General features: G+C 64.0%; 14 protein-coding genes. 3 read left to right on the top strand and 11 right to left on the bottom strand.

All coding sequences use genetic code 11. From position 1 onward, the window contains the following. Positions 1 to 24 precede the first annotated feature (24 nt). From rpsK to J5474_RS07475, 9 genes are all read right to left on the bottom strand, one after another. Positions 25 to 417 (bottom strand): 30S ribosomal protein S11, encoded by a 393-nt coding sequence (gene rpsK / locus J5474_RS07435; RefSeq protein WP_209360175.1) that lies wholly within the window; start codon positions 415 to 417, stop codon positions 25 to 27. A gap of 15 nt (positions 418 to 432) precedes the next feature. Beyond that, positions 433 to 801, bottom strand: coding sequence for a 30S ribosomal protein S13 (gene rpsM, locus J5474_RS07440; protein WP_209360176.1), 369 nt, complete (start codon positions 799 to 801; stop codon positions 433 to 435). A gap of 659 nt (positions 802 to 1,460) precedes the next feature. Continuing rightward, on the bottom strand, positions 1,461 to 2,105 hold the full coding sequence (locus tag J5474_RS07445) for an adenylate kinase (RefSeq protein WP_209360177.1): 645 nt from the start codon (positions 2,103 to 2,105) through the stop codon (positions 1,461 to 1,463). Continuing rightward, positions 2,102 to 3,469 carry a preprotein translocase subunit SecY gene (gene secY, locus J5474_RS07450; protein ID WP_209360178.1) on the bottom strand — a complete coding sequence of 456 codons (1,368 nt, stop codon included), beginning with the start codon at positions 3,467 to 3,469 and terminating at the stop codon, positions 2,102 to 2,104. The genes J5474_RS07445 and secY overlap by 4 nt, the downstream gene beginning before the upstream one ends. A 137-nt stretch (positions 3,470 to 3,606) precedes the next feature. Beyond that, a complete protein-coding gene (gene rplO / locus J5474_RS07455) occupies positions 3,607 to 4,083 on the bottom strand; it encodes a 50S ribosomal protein L15 (protein ID WP_209360179.1) in 477 nt (158 codons plus the stop codon). Positions 4,084 to 4,239: 156 nt separating this feature from the next. Continuing rightward, complete coding sequence (locus J5474_RS07460) at positions 4,240 to 4,944, bottom strand: CDP-alcohol phosphatidyltransferase family protein (protein ID WP_209360180.1); 705 nt, start codon at positions 4,942 to 4,944, stop codon at positions 4,240 to 4,242. 54 nt (positions 4,945 to 4,998) lie between these two features. Next, positions 4,999 to 6,126, bottom strand: a complete 1,128-nt coding sequence (locus J5474_RS07465; RefSeq protein WP_209360181.1) for a CaiB/BaiF CoA transferase family protein — start codon at positions 6,124 to 6,126, stop codon at positions 4,999 to 5,001. Then, the gene (locus tag J5474_RS07470) at positions 6,123 to 6,842 is read right to left on the bottom strand and encodes a DsbA family protein (protein WP_209360182.1); all 720 of its coding nucleotides are present in this window, start codon (positions 6,840 to 6,842) and stop codon (positions 6,123 to 6,125) included. The genes J5474_RS07465 and J5474_RS07470 overlap by 4 nt, the downstream gene beginning before the upstream one ends. Before the next feature lie 29 nt (positions 6,843 to 6,871). Further along, complete coding sequence (locus J5474_RS07475) at positions 6,872 to 7,426, bottom strand: DUF721 domain-containing protein (RefSeq protein WP_209360183.1); 555 nt, start codon at positions 7,424 to 7,426, stop codon at positions 6,872 to 6,874. Between the two features lie 89 nt (positions 7,427 to 7,515). Between J5474_RS07475 and mutY the strand changes: the two genes are divergently transcribed. The 3 genes from mutY (at position 7,516) to J5474_RS07490 (ending at position 10,879) form a co-directional block, all read left to right on the top strand. Beyond that, positions 7,516 to 8,574, top strand: a complete 1,059-nt coding sequence (gene mutY / locus J5474_RS07480) for an A/G-specific adenine glycosylase (protein ID WP_209360184.1) — start codon at positions 7,516 to 7,518, stop codon at positions 8,572 to 8,574. Positions 8,575 to 8,631: 57 nt separating this feature from the next. Continuing rightward, the gene (locus J5474_RS07485; RefSeq protein WP_209360185.1) at positions 8,632 to 9,795 is read left to right on the top strand and encodes an alkane 1-monooxygenase; all 1,164 of its coding nucleotides are present in this window, start codon (positions 8,632 to 8,634) and stop codon (positions 9,793 to 9,795) included. A 160-nt stretch (positions 9,796 to 9,955) separates the two neighbouring features. After that, positions 9,956 to 10,879 (top strand): manganese-dependent inorganic pyrophosphatase, encoded by a 924-nt coding sequence (locus J5474_RS07490; RefSeq protein WP_209360186.1) that lies wholly within the window; start codon positions 9,956 to 9,958, stop codon positions 10,877 to 10,879. A gap of 72 nt (positions 10,880 to 10,951) precedes the next feature. Here J5474_RS07490 and J5474_RS07495 read toward each other — a convergent pair whose 3' ends face one another. Both J5474_RS07495 and xylA read right to left on the bottom strand, forming a co-directional pair. After that, positions 10,952 to 15,961, bottom strand: a complete 5,010-nt coding sequence (locus tag J5474_RS07495) for an ExeM/NucH family extracellular endonuclease (RefSeq protein ID WP_209360187.1) — start codon at positions 15,959 to 15,961, stop codon at positions 10,952 to 10,954. Positions 15,962 to 16,219: 258 nt separating this feature from the next. Further along, on the bottom strand, positions 16,220 to 17,524 hold the full coding sequence (gene xylA, locus J5474_RS07500; protein WP_209360188.1) for a xylose isomerase: 1,305 nt from the start codon (positions 17,522 to 17,524) through the stop codon (positions 16,220 to 16,222). Positions 17,525 to 17,539: the final 15 nt, after the last annotated feature.

Genomic DNA, 17,539 nt, shown 5'->3' on the forward strand with positions numbered 1-17,539 from the left:
GCCCCGTCCGGAATTCAGGATCGATCAGACGCGGCGGCGCTTCGGCGGGCGGCAACCGTTGTGTGCGATCGGGGTGACGTCGCGGATCGACGTGATGTTGAAGCCGACTGCAGCCAGCGCACGAAGCGCCGATTCACGACCCGAGCCCGGGCCCTGCACTTCGACTTCCAGCGTCTTCACGCCGTGTTCCTGCGCCTTCTTGCCTGCATCTTCTGCGGCGAGCTGGGCTGCGTAGGGCGTCGACTTGCGCGAGCCCTTGAAGCCCATGGTGCCAGCGGAGGACCATGCAATTGCGTTCCCCTGAACGTCGGAGATCAGGATCTTGGTGTTGTTGAAGGTCGAATTAACATGCGCAACGCCAGTTGCGATGTTCTTGGAAACCTTCTTTTTGCCAGCGCGGCGGGTATCACGTGCCATTGGTCGTATCCTCCCTTACTTCTTCTTGCCGGCGATGGCCTTTGCGGGGCCTTTGCGCGTGCGAGCGTTCGTGTGTGTCCGCTGACCGCGGACGGGGAGGTTGCGGCGATGGCGCAGGCCGCGGTAGCAACCGAGGTCCATCAGACGCTTGATGTTCATCGTGGTTTCGCGGCGCAGGTCGCCTTCGACGGTGAAGTTCGCGTCGATGTGCTCGCGGATCGCCAGCACTTCTGCGTCGGAGAGTTCGTTCACGCGGCGGGTCTGGTCGACGCCAACGGCATCGCAGATGGCCTTGGCCGAAGTGTGGCCGATTCCGGTGATATAGGTCAGCGCGATGGGAACGCGCTTTGCGGTCGGGATATTGACGCCGGCAATACGTGCCAAGTCTCTGTTCCTTTTCGTTGCGAGCCCGTAGCACCGGGCCCTTTTTTCACAACATGAGGCCCGAGGCATCTGCCATCGGGCCCAGCTGATCAGGTGATCGTCGGGACGGGAGCGACCCATCACGACCAAGCGGCTCTTTTCAGAGATGGGGGTGGGTAGAAGGATTCGCCGGGGGTGTCAAGCGGAGACCTGCCCAACCCTCGCAATTCAGGTGGCGGGCCAGTTGCCGGCCTCGATCGGTCCAGGGTCGAGCCCGGTGATCCCGGGCAAGACGGCGGTCAAACGACATTCCACGCTGACGCCCGTATACCCCCCCCGTTCAGACAATGTGACCGTTTGATCGTCGCGGCCCCGGGGCGGGGTGTCGCTGTCTACCCAGATGCGGAGCGCGTCCCGGCCAGTTTCGAAATTCTCCACCGTCACCATATCGGCTGGCCGTTGGCAAAGATTTTGTCCGTCCCTGGCGTCCCGATCACCGGGAAGGTATCGTCGCCGGTGTATTGGCCCGGAACGGTTTTGAAGTCCTCACGGGTCTCAACGCCGACAGTGACGCCGGACAGGGATTCCATCCATCCCGACGCATGTGGCGCACTACCGCAGCCGCCACGAAAAAGGCCGACCCGGAGAGGTCGGCCTTCATTCAGTGCAAGAGATCCACCTTAGCCGTCGAGTTGCTCAGCAATGGCCGCCTTGATGGCATCCATCTCGCCCAAGCCATCGACGCGGCAGTGGTTACCCGCATGGTAATAGTAGCCGATCAGGGGCGCGGTCTGTTTGTAGTAGGCCATAAGCCGTGTCCGCAGACTGTCCTCGTTGTCGTCGGAACGGCGCTTGAATTCGGTCCCGCCGCACTTCACGCATTTGCCGTCCTCAGGGATCGGCTTCGTGATGTCGTTGTAGACCTCGCCGCATTTGCCGCAGGTGGAGCGCGCCGTGATGCGCTTTACCAGCGCCTCGTCCTCGACGCGCAACTCCACGACCTTGTCCAGCGACTGGCCGACTTCCTCGAGCAGTTCACCCAGCGCGTCCGCCTGCTTCAGCGTGCGCGGGAAGCCGTCGAAGATGAAGCCCGCCGCGCCACCGGCGGTCAGCTTTTCGCGGATCAGACCGATGACGATCTCATCGGTAACCAGCTCGCCGCGCGCCATGACCTCGGCGACGCGATTGCCCATTTCCGTACCACTGTCCTTGGCTTCGCGCAGCATGTCCCCGGTGGAGAGCTGCACCATGCCGCGTTCTTCTACCAGGAAGCGTGCCTGAGTGCCTTTGCCCGCCCCCGGCGGTCCTAAAAGAATTATGTTCATCGCCGCGCCGGTCCTCCCCTTTTCTTGCGGGCCTTCCCTTTACCACGCAACTGAGATTTCTGGATGAGACCTTCGTACTGATGCGCCAGCAGGTGGCTCTGGACCTGCTGGATGGTATCCATGACAACGGAGACCACGATCAGCACCGAGGTGCCACCGAAGTAGAACGGAATCGACAACTGCGTACGCAGGATTTCCGGCAGCAGGGCGACGGCGGCAAGGTAGACCGAGCCGACGACCAGTACGCGGTTTACCACGTACTCAAGGTAGTCGGCGGTCTTCTTGCCGGGCCGGATGCCGGGAACGAAGCCGTTCTGGTTCTTGAGATTGTCCGCCACGTCGTCCGGCTTGAACGACACGTTGAACGTGTAGAAATAGGCGAAGAAGATGATCATCCCACCGAAGAACGCGAGGTACAGCGGCTGTCCGGGACCGAAGTAGGCAAGGATCGTCGACATCACCGGACCGGCCGAGTCGGAGCCCGAGAAGGTCGAAATCGTCACCGGAAGCAGCAGCAGCGAGGAGGCGAAGATCGCCGGGATCACACCAGCCGGGTTCACCTTGATGGGCAGGTGCGACTGCTGCGCCTCGGTCATCTTCATACCGACCTGACGGCGCGGGTACTGAATGGTGATCTTGCGCAGCGCGCGTTCCATGAAGACCACGAAGGCCACCAGCCCGACGAGGCCGATCACCACGCCGACCACCACGGCCGGGCTCAGCGCGCCCGACTGCCCGGAGGCGAGGAATTGCGCCAGCGCGGCGGGAAGCTCGGCCACGATGCCCACGAAAATGATGAGCGAGATACCGTTGCCGATACCACGTGCGGTGATCTGTTCGCCCAGCCACATCAGGAACATGGTGCCTCCGACCAGCGTGATCACGCAGGCGGCGCGGAAGTACCAGCCCGGATCGGTCACCATGTCGCCAGCCTCGAGCGAGGCGGCAAGCCCATAGGCCTGCAGGGTCGCCAGCAGAACGGTGCCGTAGCGGGTGTACTGGTTGATCTTCTTGCGGCCCTGCTCGCCTTCTTTCTTCAGCTGCTCCAGCGAGGGCACCATGGCCGTCAGAAGCTGCACCATGATCGAGGCCGAGATATAGGGCATGATACCGAGGGCGAAGATGCCCATCCGCCCCAGTGCGCCGCCGGTGAACATCGACACGATGCCCGCGACGCCGGTGCTTGCCTGCTCCACGAACTGTCGCAGCGCAGCGCCGTCGATGCCCGGAACCGGGATATAGGTGCCGAGGCGATAGACGATCAGCAGCCCGATGGTGAAGAAGATGCGGTTGCGCAGGTCGGTGGCTTTGCCCAGGGCCGCCCAGCTGGTGTTGGCGGCCATCTGTTCTGCTGCGGATACCATGCGGATCTCTCTTTCAGACAAACGCCGCCCGGAGCGTTTTCCAGCTCGGGCGGCGTATAGGGAAAACTTAAGGCCTACTTATGCGGAGCGGCGTCCGCTCACAAGGCGCTTTCACGGTGCCTACGGCACGCGCGCGTTTATTCCGCTGCTGCCTCGGCCGGTGCGGCGACGGTCAGGGAACCGCCCGCCTTTGCCACGGCATCGACTGCGGATGCAGATGCGCCGGTCACGGTGATGGTCAGCGCGCGGGTCACGTCACCCTTGTTGAGAACGCGGATACCGTCCAGCTTGCGGCGCACCAGGCCCGAAGCGACCAGCGTCTCTTCGGTGATGTTGGCGGCGTCCAGCTTACCGGCGTCGACGAACTTCTCGATCAGGCCGAGGTTCGTGACGGCGTAGTGCAGCTTGTTGGGCTTGTTGAAGCCGCGCTTCGGCAGGCGCTGGTACAGCGGCATCTGGCCGCCTTCGTAGCCATTGATGGCCACACCCGAACGTGATTTCTGACCCTTGATACCACGGCCAGCGGTCTTGCCCTTGCCCGAACCCGGGCCGCGCGCGACGCGCTTCTTGGTTTTGGTTGCGCCAGGATTGTCGCGCAGTTCATGCAGTTTCATGTCGCTTCTCCTTGCCGGATGTGACCCCCGAAGCGGGATTGGGCCAACCGCGGCTTTCGATGATAAAGGAATCGGACCGGGATCCTCGGACCCGAGCCACCGGGGGCGTATAGCGGCGAACCAAACGCGGTGCAAGCATCGCGTCCCGGACAGGGTTTACCGACGTTCCGGCACCAGTTGCTGCACGATCCCGACAAGGATCAGATAGACGGACGTCACGATCAGCCCCCAGTGCGCCCAGCTTTGCGGGTGGAACTCAACCCAGGCCGCCCAGCCCGCAAAGAACGTCCATGCCAGCGCCACCGGCAACGACAGGGCGCGCCACCGTTCCGTCCGCACGGGGTGGATGAATTTCAGCGGCAGGAACATGGCCACGGCCAGCACGGTGACGAGCAGAATGATCACCCAGAACCCCGGCTTTATGGCGAAGAGCACAAGCACCAGCATGTTCCAGCAACCCGGAAAGCCGTGAAAGGAGTTGTCCGAGGTCTTCATCCGGCTGTCGGCGAAATACATCGCGCTGGCGAAGGTGATAACGATAATCGCGAACCAGCCGGTCCATCCGGGCAGCAGATCGCTCTGGAACAGGGCGAAGGCCGGGATGAACACGTAGGTGAGATAGTCGATGATGAGATCCAGCAGCACCCCGTCAAAGCGCGGGGCGTTGGTTTTCACGTCGTATTTGCGCGCCAGCGGGCCATCAACGCCGTCCACGGCAAAGGCGACCACCAGCCAAAGGAACATCACCGGCCAGTTTTCCTGCACCGCCGCCAGCAGGGCGAGCATGGCAAACACCGCCCCGGTGGCGGTCAGAAGATGCACGAAAAGAGCACGGGTGCGCGGGGAACTGATGTCGGTCATCGCTCCGTCATGAAGGATTTCGGAACCAATGGCAATTGATCCATCCGGCGGGTATCAGCCGTCGCCATTGCCCAGCGTGGGCGCCGGTTTGTCCAGCGTCAGAGCCGCGTCGGAGAAGCGGAACGGCGCCCGAACGCCGGGGATGCCACCGGGCGCGATCTGCATCCCGCGCGCCGCTACCTGCGGGTCGGCAAAGACCTCGGCCATGTCGTTGATCGGTCCGGCGGGGATGCCTTCGGCCTCGCAGGCCGCCAGCAGCGCGTCCTTTGTCAATTGGCGCGTGCCGCCGGTCAAACGCTCGGTCATGTCCTCGCGGTGGCCGATGCGGGCGGCGTTGGTCAGGAACTCGGGCCGGGTTGGCAAATCTTCCATCCCCAGCACGCGGCACAGGCGCTGAAACTGCGCGTCGTTTCCGGTGGCGATGATGATGTGCCCGTCGGCGCATTCGAAGACCTGATAGGGCGTCAGGTTCGGATGGTAGTTGCCGGTCCGCGCTGGCGGAGTCCCGGTCGACAGGTAGTTCTGCGCCTGATTGGCCATGGCCGAAACCGCGCAATCGAGCAGCGCCATGTCGATATGTTGCCCCCGCCCCGTCTGATGCCGCTGGTGCAGCGCCGCGAGGATCCCTGTCACGGAGTAGAGCCCGGTAAAGAGGTCGGTAATCGCGACCCCTGCCCGCTGAGGCGCACCGTCAGGATCGCCGGTGATCGACATGAAGCCCGACATGCCCTGAATGATGTAGTCATAGCCCGCACGGTGCGCATAAGGCCCGTCCTGCCCAAAGCCGGTGATGGAACAGTAGATCAGCCGCGGATTGACCTCGGACAGGGCGGCATAATCCAGCCCGTATTTCGCCAGCCCGCCGACCTTGAAGTTCTCGATCAGGATGTCTGCGTCTTCGACCAGTTCGCGCACACGTGCCTGGCCTTCGGGCGTGGTGAAATCCACAGTGACGGAAGTCTTGCCCCGGTTGCAGCTGTGGAAATAGGCCGCCGTCTCTTCTGTGCCGCGGTCGATGAACGGGGGCCCCCAGCGGCGCGTGTCGTCGCCAGCGGGGCTTTCGACCTTTATGACCTCGGCGCCGAGGTCGGCAAGCGTCTGACCGGCGAACGGGCCCGCAAGAATGCGGGCCAGTTCGATCACTTTCAGGCCCGAAAGCGGGCCGCGTGGCGCTGCGGTCATTCCGCCAGCTTGTCGTCGAGGACCTTCGAGAAATCCGCGTAGCTCATGTTGGAATACTTCTCGCCGTCAATGATGAAAGACGGCGTGGATTCGATGTTGTCCTCGGTGGCGTTCTTCTGGAACCATGTGAGCAGCGCGCGCAGCTTCGGCTCGTCGTTCAGGCAGCTATCGAGTTCCTCGTTGGAGATTCCCGCGAGGCGGCCGATCTTGCGCAATTCCTCGATGGCGCCCTGATCGTTGCCGTCACGCGCGGGCGCGAGGATGTCGTCCTGCGCCTTGTAGATCATGTCTGTGATGCCAAAGAACTTCTCCGGACCGCCGCAACGCGCCAGCATCGATCCCCACATGCCGTACTTGTCAAAGTAGACTTCGCGGTAGATCAACTTCACCTTGCCGGTGTCGATATAGTTCTTCTTCAGCTGCGGAATCAGATTGGCCTGCGCGCTGGCACAATGCGGGCAGGTGTAGGAGGCGTATTCGATCACGGTGATCGGCGCGTCCTCCGACCCTTCGACCATCTCGATGATCTCGACCGGTTTCACGGCCTCCGCCTCGTTCGAGGGAAGCGTCTTCGACGGCTCGGATTCCTGCGCCATGGCGGCTCCGGGCAGCGTGATCGCCCCGTTGGAGGCAGTGGATGCGCCCTGCGTTATGTAAAGCGCGCCGCCCGCGATAAGGGCCAGTGCGACTGCACCGGAGGTCAGGAGCTTGTTCATGAATACATGCCTCTTGTCTGCTTGTCGGATCAGTCCGCCGAACGGGTCCGGGTCTGTCCGGTCTTGGATATGACGTTTGCACCCAGTCGTTCAAGCGCCGCGCGAAGGCCCTCGTCCGCCACCCCTTCGGACAGGGTACGGGCTTCGGTCACGGCCTCCTGCTTCGGCGCGCGCTCGTGCTGCTTTGCGGGACGGTGGTCAAAGGACACCTGCCCCTCGGAGAACCCTGTGGGGGCGGTCTGGGTCACGATGACGTGACGCACCGCGCAATAGCCGTATACCGCGTTGATCTTCTCGACGATCTCGGCCTTGCGCATCTCGAGGATGGGGGCAAAGCTGCCCTTCGTCAGCACGACCAGCTTGCCGCCGTATTCGTTGTGCACCTTGCCGTCCATGCGGACGCGGCCATATTTCACCTCGACCGGGCGGGTCACGGCGGCGAGATCCGCGCCGACGATTTCAGCCCAATGGGTCAACACGCGGCTTTCCGCGAAGCCGCGCGATTCGGATGCCTTGCGGATCTGGCCGGAGAGCAGTTTCTCCGCCCGGGCAAAGCCGTAAGTGGTGGTCTTGCGGGGGGCCATGAGGGTGCCGTTGACTCCTGTGTTCCGAGGCTATTGTAAAGGCGCGGTCGGAGGGCGCCAGCCCTCATTGCATAACAGGATGCTCACCCTTGCGTGACCTTTCTTTGTCACAGGATCTGCTGGACTGGTACGACCGCCACGCACGCGACCTGCCGTGGCGCGTGTCACCGTCCGACCGCGCGCGCGGCGTGGCACCGGATCCCTACCGGGTCTGGCTCTCGGAGGTCATGCTGCAACAGACGACCGTGGCGGCGGTGCGCGACTATTTCCGCGCTTTCACAGAACGCTGGCCCACGGTTGCGGCGTTGGCTGCGGCAGAGGATGCCGATGTCATGGCCGCCTGGGCGGGTCTTGGCTACTACGCGCGGGCGCGCAACCTGCTGAAATGCGCCCGGGCGGTAGTGTCGGAGCACGGCGGCACCTTCCCCGCCTCGCACGAGGCGCTGCTGAAGCTGCCGGGCATCGGACGCTACACCGCGGCGGCGGTCTCGGCCATCGCCTTCGACGATCCGCAGGTGGTCGTGGACGGCAACGTGGAGCGCGTCATGGCCCGACTGCACGACGAACACACGCCCCTGCCCGCGGCAAAGGGCGTACTGACGGACTATGCGGCCGTCCTGACCCCATCGGAACGGCCCGGCGACTATGCGCAGGCGGTGATGGACCTCGGTGCGACGATCTGCACGCCGAAACGACCGGCCTGCGGGTTGTGTCCGTGGCGGCGTGCCTGCCGTGGCTGGTCGGAGGGCACCGCGGCGGAGCTGCCAAAGAAGTCCCCGAAACCGAAGAAACCTGTGCGGCGCGGGACGGCCTACCTTGCCCGCCGTGTAGATGGTGCCTGGCTATTGGAAACCCGGCCGGAAACGGGGCTTCTGGGCGGAATGCTGGGCTGGCCGGGGACGGAATGGCGCGACGTGACGCAGGACGCGCCCGCCGAGGACCCGCCGATCCGCGCCGAATGGAAAACGCAGGGCGCCGAGGCGCGCCACACCTTCACCCATTTTCACCTCATCCTGACGGTTAAGACCGCGCTGGTACCGATGGAACGGGCGCCGTTACGCGGAGATTTCATCGAATTGGCAGATTTCAGCCCCGGTGATCTGCCAACCGTGATGCGAAAGGCCTATGATCTCGCAAAAGGCGGCTGACCGCTTTGCCGACAGGACGGGGCGGAGGTATAACCGCGCAAAGCCGGAGCAGACGTCATGACCCAAACCAGCCCGCCCGAAGCACAGGCCTCCATCCCCGCCGAGCGAATCGCGCGTCTGACCGCAGCACTGCCGTTCTTCCTGTCCTTCCTCCTGATACCGCTCGTCTGGACCGGCGCCCTGCTGGGCGGGGCGTGGGTCCTGCTGGCACCGCTGATCACCTGGTACCTGTTCTCTGCCATCGACGTGGCCTTCGGGCTGAACACCGACAACGCCGACCTCGAAACGACAGAGGACCAGCTCTTCTGGTATCGTTTGCTGACGCAGATCTGGGTGCCGGTGCAGTTCGTCACCCTCTTCGGCGTGATCTGGTCCGTCTCCCGCTCCGACCTGGGCGGATGGGAGACCTTCGGCGTCATGTTCGGGACAGGGGTGATGAGCGGCACGGTAGGCATTGTCTACGCCCACGAGTTGCTGCACCAGCGCAACGCGCGCGAGCGTTGGCTGGGGGACATCCTGCTGGCCATGGTGCTCTACTCGCATTTCCGTTCCGAACACCTGCTGGTGCACCACCGCTACGTCGGCACGCCGCGCGACCCGGTAACTGCGCGCTACAACGAGGGGTTTCACCGCTTCTTCGCGCGCGTTCTGTGGCAATCCCTCGTCTCCTCCTTCAAGGCGGAGAAGGCGATGCTGGCGCGCAAGGGCCTGCGCTGGACGCACCCCTCCAATCCCTTCTGGCGCTACTGGGTGCTGCAGGCGGCGATGCTGGGGATTGCCTGGCTGGTCGGCGGCTGGGCAGGCGTAGGGTTCTTCCTCGTGCAGGCGGCGGTGGCGATCTGGCAGCTGGAACTGGTGAACTACGTCGAACACTACGGGCTGACGCGCAAGCATCTGGGCGATGGCCGCTACGAGCACGTTCTGCCCCGGCATTCATGGAACGCCGCGCACCGGGCGACCAACTGGCTGATGATCAACCTCCAGCGCCACTCCGACCACCACTACAAGCCCGACCGGCGTTTCCCGCTGCTGCAGACCTACCCGGCGGAGGACGCACCCCAGTTGCCCTACGGCTACCCGCTGATGTCCTTGGCGGCACTGGTGCCACCGATCTGGCGCCGGGTGATGAACCCGAAGGTGCGTGCCTGGCGGGCAAGGCACTACCCCGAAATCAAGGACTGGACCCCGTACAACAAGGTGCGCCACCCTTTGCCACGGTGAGGAGCAGACCTTTCGGACGGAAGGTCTGCCTGCGTGATGGCTTTTCCTCCCAAAAGCCTTCCTCCCCGCCGCCATGGTCGCACCCGCCTCAGCCGGGGTGACAAGTCGGCGGCGCGGCGGTATAGCGCGCGCAAACCCATCCCACGCTTGAGGACACCCCATGACGACGCTCGTTTTCGGCCACAAGTCGCCAGACACCGATTCCACCGGCTCCCCGATCTTCTGGTCGTGGTACCTGAACACCGTGAAGGGCACCGAGGCAAAGCCCGTGCTGCTGGGCGAGCCCAACACCGAGGCCGCTTTCATGCTTCAGCACTGGGGTCTTGATAAGCCGGAGATCATTTCCGATGTGGCCGAAGGCCAGAAAGTCGTCATCGTCGACACCAACAACCCCGCCGAGCTGCCCGCCGGCATCAACGCCGCCGACATCACCGCGATCATCGACCACCACAAGCTGGTCGGCGGGCTGGAAACGAAGGGCCCGATCGACATCACCGTGCGCCCGCTGGCCTGCACCGCGACGATCATGGTCGACCTGATCGGCGCACAGGACATGGCGAAGGCCCCGACCGCCGTGAAGGGCGCCGCGCTGACCTGCATCCTGTCCGATACGCTGGAATTCCGCTCTCCCACCACGACCGACCATGACCGCGCCGTGGCGCAGGGGCTGGCAGATGACCTCGGCGTGAACATCACCGAGTTCGCGGCGCAGATGTTCGCGGCGAAATCCGATGTCTCCGCCTTCTCCGACGCGGAACTGATCCGCATGGATTCGAAGGAATATGAGGTCGATGGCACCTCCTTCCGGGTCTCCGTGCTGGAAACGACCGCGCCGGAGATCCCGCTGGGCCGCAAGGACAGCCTGATGGAGACCTTCAAGGCGGTTCAGACCGAGGACGGCGTTGATCAGGTGCTGCTCTTCGTGGTGGACATCCTGAAGGAAGAGGCGACCCTGCTGGTCCCGAACGACCTCGTGAAGCGCGTCGCGGAGAAATCCTTTGGCGCGACCGTGACCGGCGACACCGTGGTGCTGCCCGGCGTCATGTCACGCAAGAAGCAGATCATTCCGGTTCTGAAGGTCTGATCCCGCCCATCGTCATCAGAAACGCAGAACGCCGCCCCTCGGGGCGGCGTTCTTGTTTGGCAACGGCTGCACTCACATTACGAGGTCAAGCGGCGTAGGACCAAGGTTCAGACCGATGATCAGCGGATCGTGGTCCGAGGACCGGTAGGGATCAGCGTTGTAGAGATCATCCACCTGATCCGCTGGCAGGAAGTTGGTGTTGTAATCGATCACCGAAGCCTCGGTTGCATTGATTCGCCATTCGGACACGCCGGTGATCTGCGCCGCCAGGGACGCACTGGCCAGCGCATAGTCGAGCGCGCCGAAGGTCTGCGCCTGCGGCGTGGAATCGAGATCCGCCGGGAAGCCGAAGGACAGCTCGAATTCGTCCGCGCCGAGGAACTCCTCGATCATGTTGACGAAACCCTCGTCCTCCAACAGCTGGATCGGGTCTTCCATCGCGTAGGCGTTCAGGTCCCCGATGATCAGCACGTCGCTGTCGGCCGAGCCGGTCGGATCGCTGGCCAGCCAAGTGGCGATTGCCTCCGCCGCCTGCGTGCGCGCCTCGTTGTTGTTGCCGGTGCCGTCGCCGGTGCCCGCGTTGTCGCCAAACGGGCTGACGGAACCTTTCGACTTGAGGTGGTTCACCGCGACGGTGAAGGTCTCTCCGCTCGCGATCTCCTCGAAGGTGGCGGCCAGCGGTACGCGTGAGGTGCCCGGGCCTTCGAACACCGGATTGCCCGGATCGGCGCCCAGTCCCGCCAGCATGTCGTCGGTCAGGAATTCCACCGTCGTGCCAGAGGCCAGTTGCACCGTGTCGGCGTCGTAGATCATCCCCACCATGATCGCGTCGGAACCAAGGTAGTTCACCCCCGGATCAACGTACTGGTAATTCGAGCCCGTCGCGAGGTTCAGATGCTCGACGATGTAACCGATGGCATACTCGCCGTCGCCATTCTGATCGCCGATCTCGTTCTCCACCTCCAGCAATCCGATCACGTCGCTGTCGAGTGCCGACAGGGCGGCGATCAGCTTCTCGGCCTGTCGTTCGAACTCCGCGAGGTTGTCAGCACCGCGCACCGAAGCCCCGTCAGGTCCGGCGCTCAGCCCCTCGTCTCCCAGAGAGGTGAAGAAGTTCAGCACGTTGAACGAAGATACCTTGATCGACCCGCCGACGTCCGGTGGCGCGGTGTCGCGCGGCTGGGTGTCCACGAACTGCGCCGTCTCGGTCAGGTTCAGGCGGTAAATCTCGTCCCCCGAACCTCCCGACCCGCGTGAATAGCGCAACACGCCCGTCAGGTCGTTCACCGTGTCGCCAGCACTCAGCGCGTCTTCCGCGTCGAACTCGCCCGCGATACGGCCCGACTCGCCAGCGATTTCGAACGGAATAACGGACGGGTTCTGCACCGAGTTGCCGTCGTCGACGATCAGCGTGTTGGCGGCCGCCTCATCGAGGAAGGCGGCAAAGCCCGCCGCGTCGGGTTCGTTGTTCTGGGTGTAGGTCTCCACCAGCCCCTGCGCGCTCAGCCCCATTTCGCCATAGCGGCCGAGGTCATAGAGGTCCGAGACGGTCATCGTCTGCGGCACGGTGACCAGCATCCCCTCGTAGGCTTCGAGATCCGCCATGATGACACCATCGGCGTTCGTCACCAGCGAGGCTGTCGGGAAGGCGATCGTGGCCGCGGTGGGCAAGGTGACCCCGTTTTCCAGCACCTCGACGGAAGAGACGGATTGCAGCTGTGTTTCTCCGAAATACTCCGCCACCGTGGCCGTCACCCGCACCCGGTCGCCCGCCTTGACATCGACACCCGGCAGCGCACCGTCAAAGACAAAGATACCTTCGGAGGTCAGCGCCACTCCGTCGCTGTCCAGATCCTCTTCCTGCAAGTAAAAGCCGTTCAGGTCGCCATCGACGCCAAAGGACCCGTCCTGAAAATCGCCAACCACCACGGCCTCGACCGTGACCAGCTGGCCCACCATGGCAGAAGCCGCGCCAGCGCCCTGAATGGTCGAGATCAACGTGACCTCGGAGGGCGGCGGTGGGACGACGGTAGCTTCCCCGACAAAGAAATCGTCGATCTGCCAGACCGAGGACGACCCGGAGCCGGTTCCGGAGGACTGGTAACGGAAGGCGAAGGAAACCGGGCCGGAGGGCAGACCCGACAGGTCGATTTCGCCCGACGGTGTTTCAGTGTAGCCCCCGGTCGAGGGATCGAAGGGCAGCTCGGTCCATGTCGCGGCGGCGGGATCGCCGCCGGTGTAATCGGCGGACCAGAGGAAGGTCACCTCCGTGCCGATGCCGGTATCATCAAAGTTCTTCGTGTTGTCGAAGCGGGCCACCGGCGTCGCGAGACCCGAGATGTCGATCTGCGGCGAGATCAGCCAGTCGTCCGCGGCCTCCGAATCGCCATAGGCATTCACGGCGGCGAAATTATCGCCGCTGAAGCTGCTGCCGTACCATGTGTTCACCGCGTCGCCGTCGACGGAAACCGCCTGCCAGCCCACCGTGTCAAAGGGCGTCTCGAAGTCGAAGGCATAGGGCGCACTCTCCCCCGTGGGGCCGCCCGCACCGTTCGCCGCGCCGCGCGTGTCGGTTGCGACCTCGGACCAGCTGTCGCCGCCCTCGTCGCGCGCCAGCGCGCCCCCGACCGGGCCGGAGCCGTTTTCGAAGATGCCGATATCGAACGAGGTGAGGCCCAGCGCGGGGCCGCTGGTTGCCTCGATCGTACCCTCGTAGGAGAGGAATTCGACCACCGTACCGGCGTTCACCAGCGCAAAGCCGTCCGGAGAACCGTTCTGGAGGCCGTTCACCGGCAGCTCGATCAGGTAGTAGTCAAAACCGTTCGACGCGCTGGAGAGCGCGCCGGTCAGCGCCAGCGGGCTGCCATAGGTGCCGCCCCCGTTGCCGTTGTACAGCACGACCGAAGCCGCAGAGACATCCGTGCCTTCGACCACGCGGACCTCGACGAACTCCCCCACGTCGGTGCTGGCATTGTCATAGTGGAACTCGTTGATGCGGCCCGGGAAGGGCGGGACATAATCGTTCGTTGCGCCTCGCGTGTCTGCATCCGTCACCGACCACGTGTCGCCGTCCTCGGCCCGCTCCAGCGCGGACCCGATCGATGTCGAAGTTGTCTCGGCCACCCCCACGTCGGAGGAGTCCATCCCCTGCGCTGTGCCATCGGCGGCGGTGAACGTGCCCTCGTAGGACAGGAATTCCACCACTGTGCCATTGTTGACCAGCGCCAGCCCGTCAGGGGACCCGTTCTGCAATCCGTTCACTGGCAACTCGATCAGGTAATAATCGTACCCGCCCGAAGTGCTGGCAGGCGCGGCGGGCAGCGCCAGCGTGTTGTAAAGGCCGCCCCCGTTACCGTTGTAAAGCTCGATGGACGCGCCCGACACATCCGTGCCCTGCGCGACGCGGACCTCGACGAACTCCCCCACATCGGTGCTGGCATTGTCATAGTGGAACTCGTTGATGCGGCCCGGAAAGGGCGGCTCGTAATCGTTGTTCAGGCCGCGCGTGTCGCTTTCGGTCACGGACCAGCTATCGCCATCCTCGGCACGCTCCAGCGCGGCGCCGACTGGCGTCGAGGAGGTCTCGGCCTGACCGATATCGGTGGAGGTCATCCCCGCCGCAGGCCCGTCGGCGGCGGTCATCGTACCCTCGTAGGACAGGAACTCCAGAACGTCGGTTCCGCCCGAAAGGTTACTGCCTACCAGCGCGACCCCGTCCGGAGCGCCATTCTGCAGTCCGTTCGCCGGAAGCTCGATCAGGTAATAGTCATAGCCACCCGTGGTGCTGGTGGGTGCCGCAGGCAGGGACAGCGTGTTGTAGACCGCCCCGTTCGACCCGTTGTACAGCAGAACGTTCAGCACCGAGGCATCCGCCCCCGCCGCTACTCGGACCTCGACGAACTCGCCCACGTCGGTGCTGGCGTTGTCGTAGTGTATCTCGTTGATACGGGCGTCGATCTCAAGCCTGTCTGTGACCGTGACCGTCAGATCCTGCGTATCGGTGGCGCCAAGGTCGTCGGTTGCGATCACCGTGACCTCATAGTCGTTGTCACCATTCGCATCCGCCGGGGCCTCGAAATCGGGCGCCGCCACAAAGGAGAGCGCCCCAGTCGTGGCGTCGATGGCAAACAGTGCCGCGTCAGCGCCCGCCAGCGAGAAGCGCGCGATGCCGTCCACGTCCGAAGCGCTCGCTGTGGTCACGGCGGTGCCGTTCTCGGCCACGCTGACCGAGTTCGCAACACTCAGAACGGGCGCGTCGTTGGTGCCGGTGATGGTCACGGTGACGGTGCCCTCCACCGTGCTGCCCTGCCCGTCCGTGACCAGATAGGTGAAGCTGTCGGTGGCGGTCTCGCCCTCCGCCAGCGCATCGAAGAGCGCGCCCGGCGTGTAGGTCACGGCCGTTCCGTCATAGGCAACCGCCGCGCCTGCGGCCGAGGCCCCATCGACCGAGACGACGCTCAGCGCGTCGCCGTCGAAATCCCGGTCATTGGCCAGCAGATCGGCGGAGGCCACGCTCACCGGATCGTTTTCTGCGGTGGCAAGCTCGTCCGCTTCTGCCGCCACCGCGTTGTTCCGACCGTCACGATAGAACGTGTAGTCATCAAAGCGGATTTCTTCGACGCCACGAAGCACGTCACGGCCCTCGGAGGAGGTCAGCACAACCGTTTGACGCCCACGCGTCCAAACGTCGTAATCTGCGATGGAGCCGGTCACGATGGCGGAGTCGAAACCGCGCCCGCCATCGACCCGATCATTGCCGAGGCCCAGCGCGATGGTGTCGTCGCCGTGTCCGCCGTTCAGGCTGTCATTCGCCTGGCCGCCGGTGATCAGGTCGTCGCCAAACTCACCGAAGGCTGTCAGGCCGCCGTCACCCGCCGTTATGACGTCATCGCCAAAACCACCGTGTACCGTGGCCTCTCCGCCCGCCGTCACCGTGTCGTCGCCGAAAGAGGCAAAGACCCGCGCCCGCCCCGGTCCGGTCTGGATGTCATCATCCCCGAAACCGCCGAAGATCGTTTCGACCCGGTGTCCCTTTCCGAAGAGATGAGAGAGAAATTGGCTGATAAAAGGCGGCTTGTGCATTGTCGTTCCCCCGAGGTTCGCCTTAACGCTTCGCAAAGGTTTGTCACAAAGCAATGAAAAACCGTTTGGTTGACGCAACGATCCCCGGTCGCGCGGACGTCAATCGCTGTGAAAACGGACACTTCGGAAACATCCCGAAAATCGGGAAAATCGCGACCATTTTCTTCGCCAGGTGGATTGTCCGAAGTCCACGAACCGAATCACGCACGAAAAAGGGCGCACCGGGTGCGCCCTTCACGGCAACCGATGGCGCAGGGTTCAGACGAAGCGGTTGACGTAGTTTTCCAGCCGCTCCTGCCGGCCGGAGCGCGGCTGCGGCTCGATGCCCTCGTCCAGAACACGAGTTTGCAGGGATGCGAGGTCGGAGGCCAGCATCCCCTGCGCCTCTGGACGCTGCCACCCGGCGTAACGCTCCTCCAGTGCGCGCTCCAGCCCACCGTCCTCCAGCATGGCCGCCGCTGCTTTCAGCCCACGGGCGCAGACGTCCATCGCGCCCGCGTGCCCCGCCAGCAGGTCGATGGGGTCGAGGCTCTGCCGTCGCAGCTTGGCGTCGAAATTGGTCCCGCCGGTCGTGAAGCCGCCGCCCTTCAGGATATGGTAATAGGCCAGCGCCACCTCCGGCGCGGAATTGGGGAACTGGTCGGTGTCCCAGCCCGACTGGTAGTCGTTGCGGTTCATGTCGATGCTGCCCAGCATCCCCTCGGCCACCGCCACGGCGATCTCGTGCTCGAAACTATGCCCGGCGAGGATCGCGTGCCCCTGTTCGAGGTTCAGCTTCACTTCACCCTCCAGCCCGTACTTGCGCAGGAAGCCGATGCAGGTGGCGGCGTCGTAATCGTACTGATGCTTGGACGGTTCCTGCGGCTTCGGTTCCACGAGGATGGTGCCTTCGAAGCCGATCTTGTGCTTGTAATCCACGACCATGTTCAGGAAGCGGCCCATGTGGTCCAGTTCCTGCCCGAGGTCGGTGTTCAGCAGCGTCTCGTAGCCTTCGCGGCCCCCCCAGAGCACGTAGTTCGCGCCGCCAAGCTTGTGCGTCGCGTCCATGCAGCCCTTCACCGTCGCGGCGGCATAGGCAAAAACGTCGGGATCGGGGTTCGTCGAGGCGCCGGACATCCAGCGCCGATGCGAGAACATGTTGGCCGTGCCCCAGAGGCAGCGCACGCCGCTGCCCTCGGATTTTTCGCCCATGTAGTCGGTGATCTCCTCCAACGTGCGCAGGTTATCCCGGTAGGAGCCCTGCTCGGGCCGGATGTCGGCGTCGTGCCAGCAGTAGAAGGGCACACCCAGCTTCTCGAACATCTCAAAGGCGACGTCGGCCTTCAGCTTTGCCCGGCCCATGTCGTCCTGCGGGTGCCAGGGACGCTCGAAAGTCTGCCCGCCGAAGGGATCGCCACCCTCCCACGCGAGCGAATGCCACCATGCCACGGCAAAGCGCAGGTGGTCCTCCATGCGCTTGCCCATCACCACCTCGTCGGGGTTGTAATGGCGGTAACAGAGTTCGCTGTCGCTGTCGGGTCCTTCGTAGCGTAGCGCGTCGATGCCGTCGAAAAATCCGGTCATGTCAATCTCCTCCCC

The sequence above is a fragment of the Sagittula salina genome (assembly GCF_017813235.1).
GTDB classification, from domain to species: domain Bacteria; phylum Pseudomonadota; class Alphaproteobacteria; order Rhodobacterales; family Rhodobacteraceae; genus Sagittula; species Sagittula salina.

Bases quoted from the DNA above. Each gene is read 5' to 3' on its own strand.
- rpsK (WP_209360175.1), bottom strand. From the start codon at position 417: ATGGCACGTGATACCCGCCGCGCTGGCAAAAAGAAGGTTTCCAAGAAC.
- J5474_RS07445 (WP_209360177.1), bottom strand. From the start codon at position 2,105: ATGAACATAATTCTTTTAGGACCGCCGGGGGCGGGCAAAGGCACTCAG.
- secY (WP_209360178.1), bottom strand. From the start codon at position 3,469: ATGGTATCCGCAGCAGAACAGATGGCCGCCAACACCAGCTGGGCGGCC.
- rplO (WP_209360179.1), bottom strand. From the start codon at position 4,083: ATGAAACTGCATGAACTGCGCGACAATCCTGGCGCAACCAAAACCAAG.
- J5474_RS07460 (WP_209360180.1), bottom strand. From the start codon at position 4,944: ATGACCGACATCAGTTCCCCGCGCACCCGTGCTCTTTTCGTGCATCTT.
- J5474_RS07465 (WP_209360181.1), bottom strand. From the start codon at position 6,126: ATGACCGCAGCGCCACGCGGCCCGCTTTCGGGCCTGAAAGTGATCGAA.
- J5474_RS07470 (WP_209360182.1), bottom strand. From the start codon at position 6,842: ATGAACAAGCTCCTGACCTCCGGTGCAGTCGCACTGGCCCTTATCGCG.
- J5474_RS07475 (WP_209360183.1), bottom strand. From the start codon at position 7,426: ATGGCCCCCCGCAAGACCACCACTTACGGCTTTGCCCGGGCGGAGAAA.
- J5474_RS07485 (WP_209360185.1), top strand. From the start codon at position 8,632: ATGACCCAAACCAGCCCGCCCGAAGCACAGGCCTCCATCCCCGCCGAG.
- J5474_RS07490 (WP_209360186.1), top strand. From the start codon at position 9,956: ATGACGACGCTCGTTTTCGGCCACAAGTCGCCAGACACCGATTCCACC.
- J5474_RS07495 (WP_209360187.1), bottom strand. From the start codon at position 15,961: ATGCACAAGCCGCCTTTTATCAGCCAATTTCTCTCTCATCTCTTCGGA.
- xylA (WP_209360188.1), bottom strand. From the start codon at position 17,524: ATGACCGGATTTTTCGACGGCATCGACGCGCTACGCTACGAAGGACCC.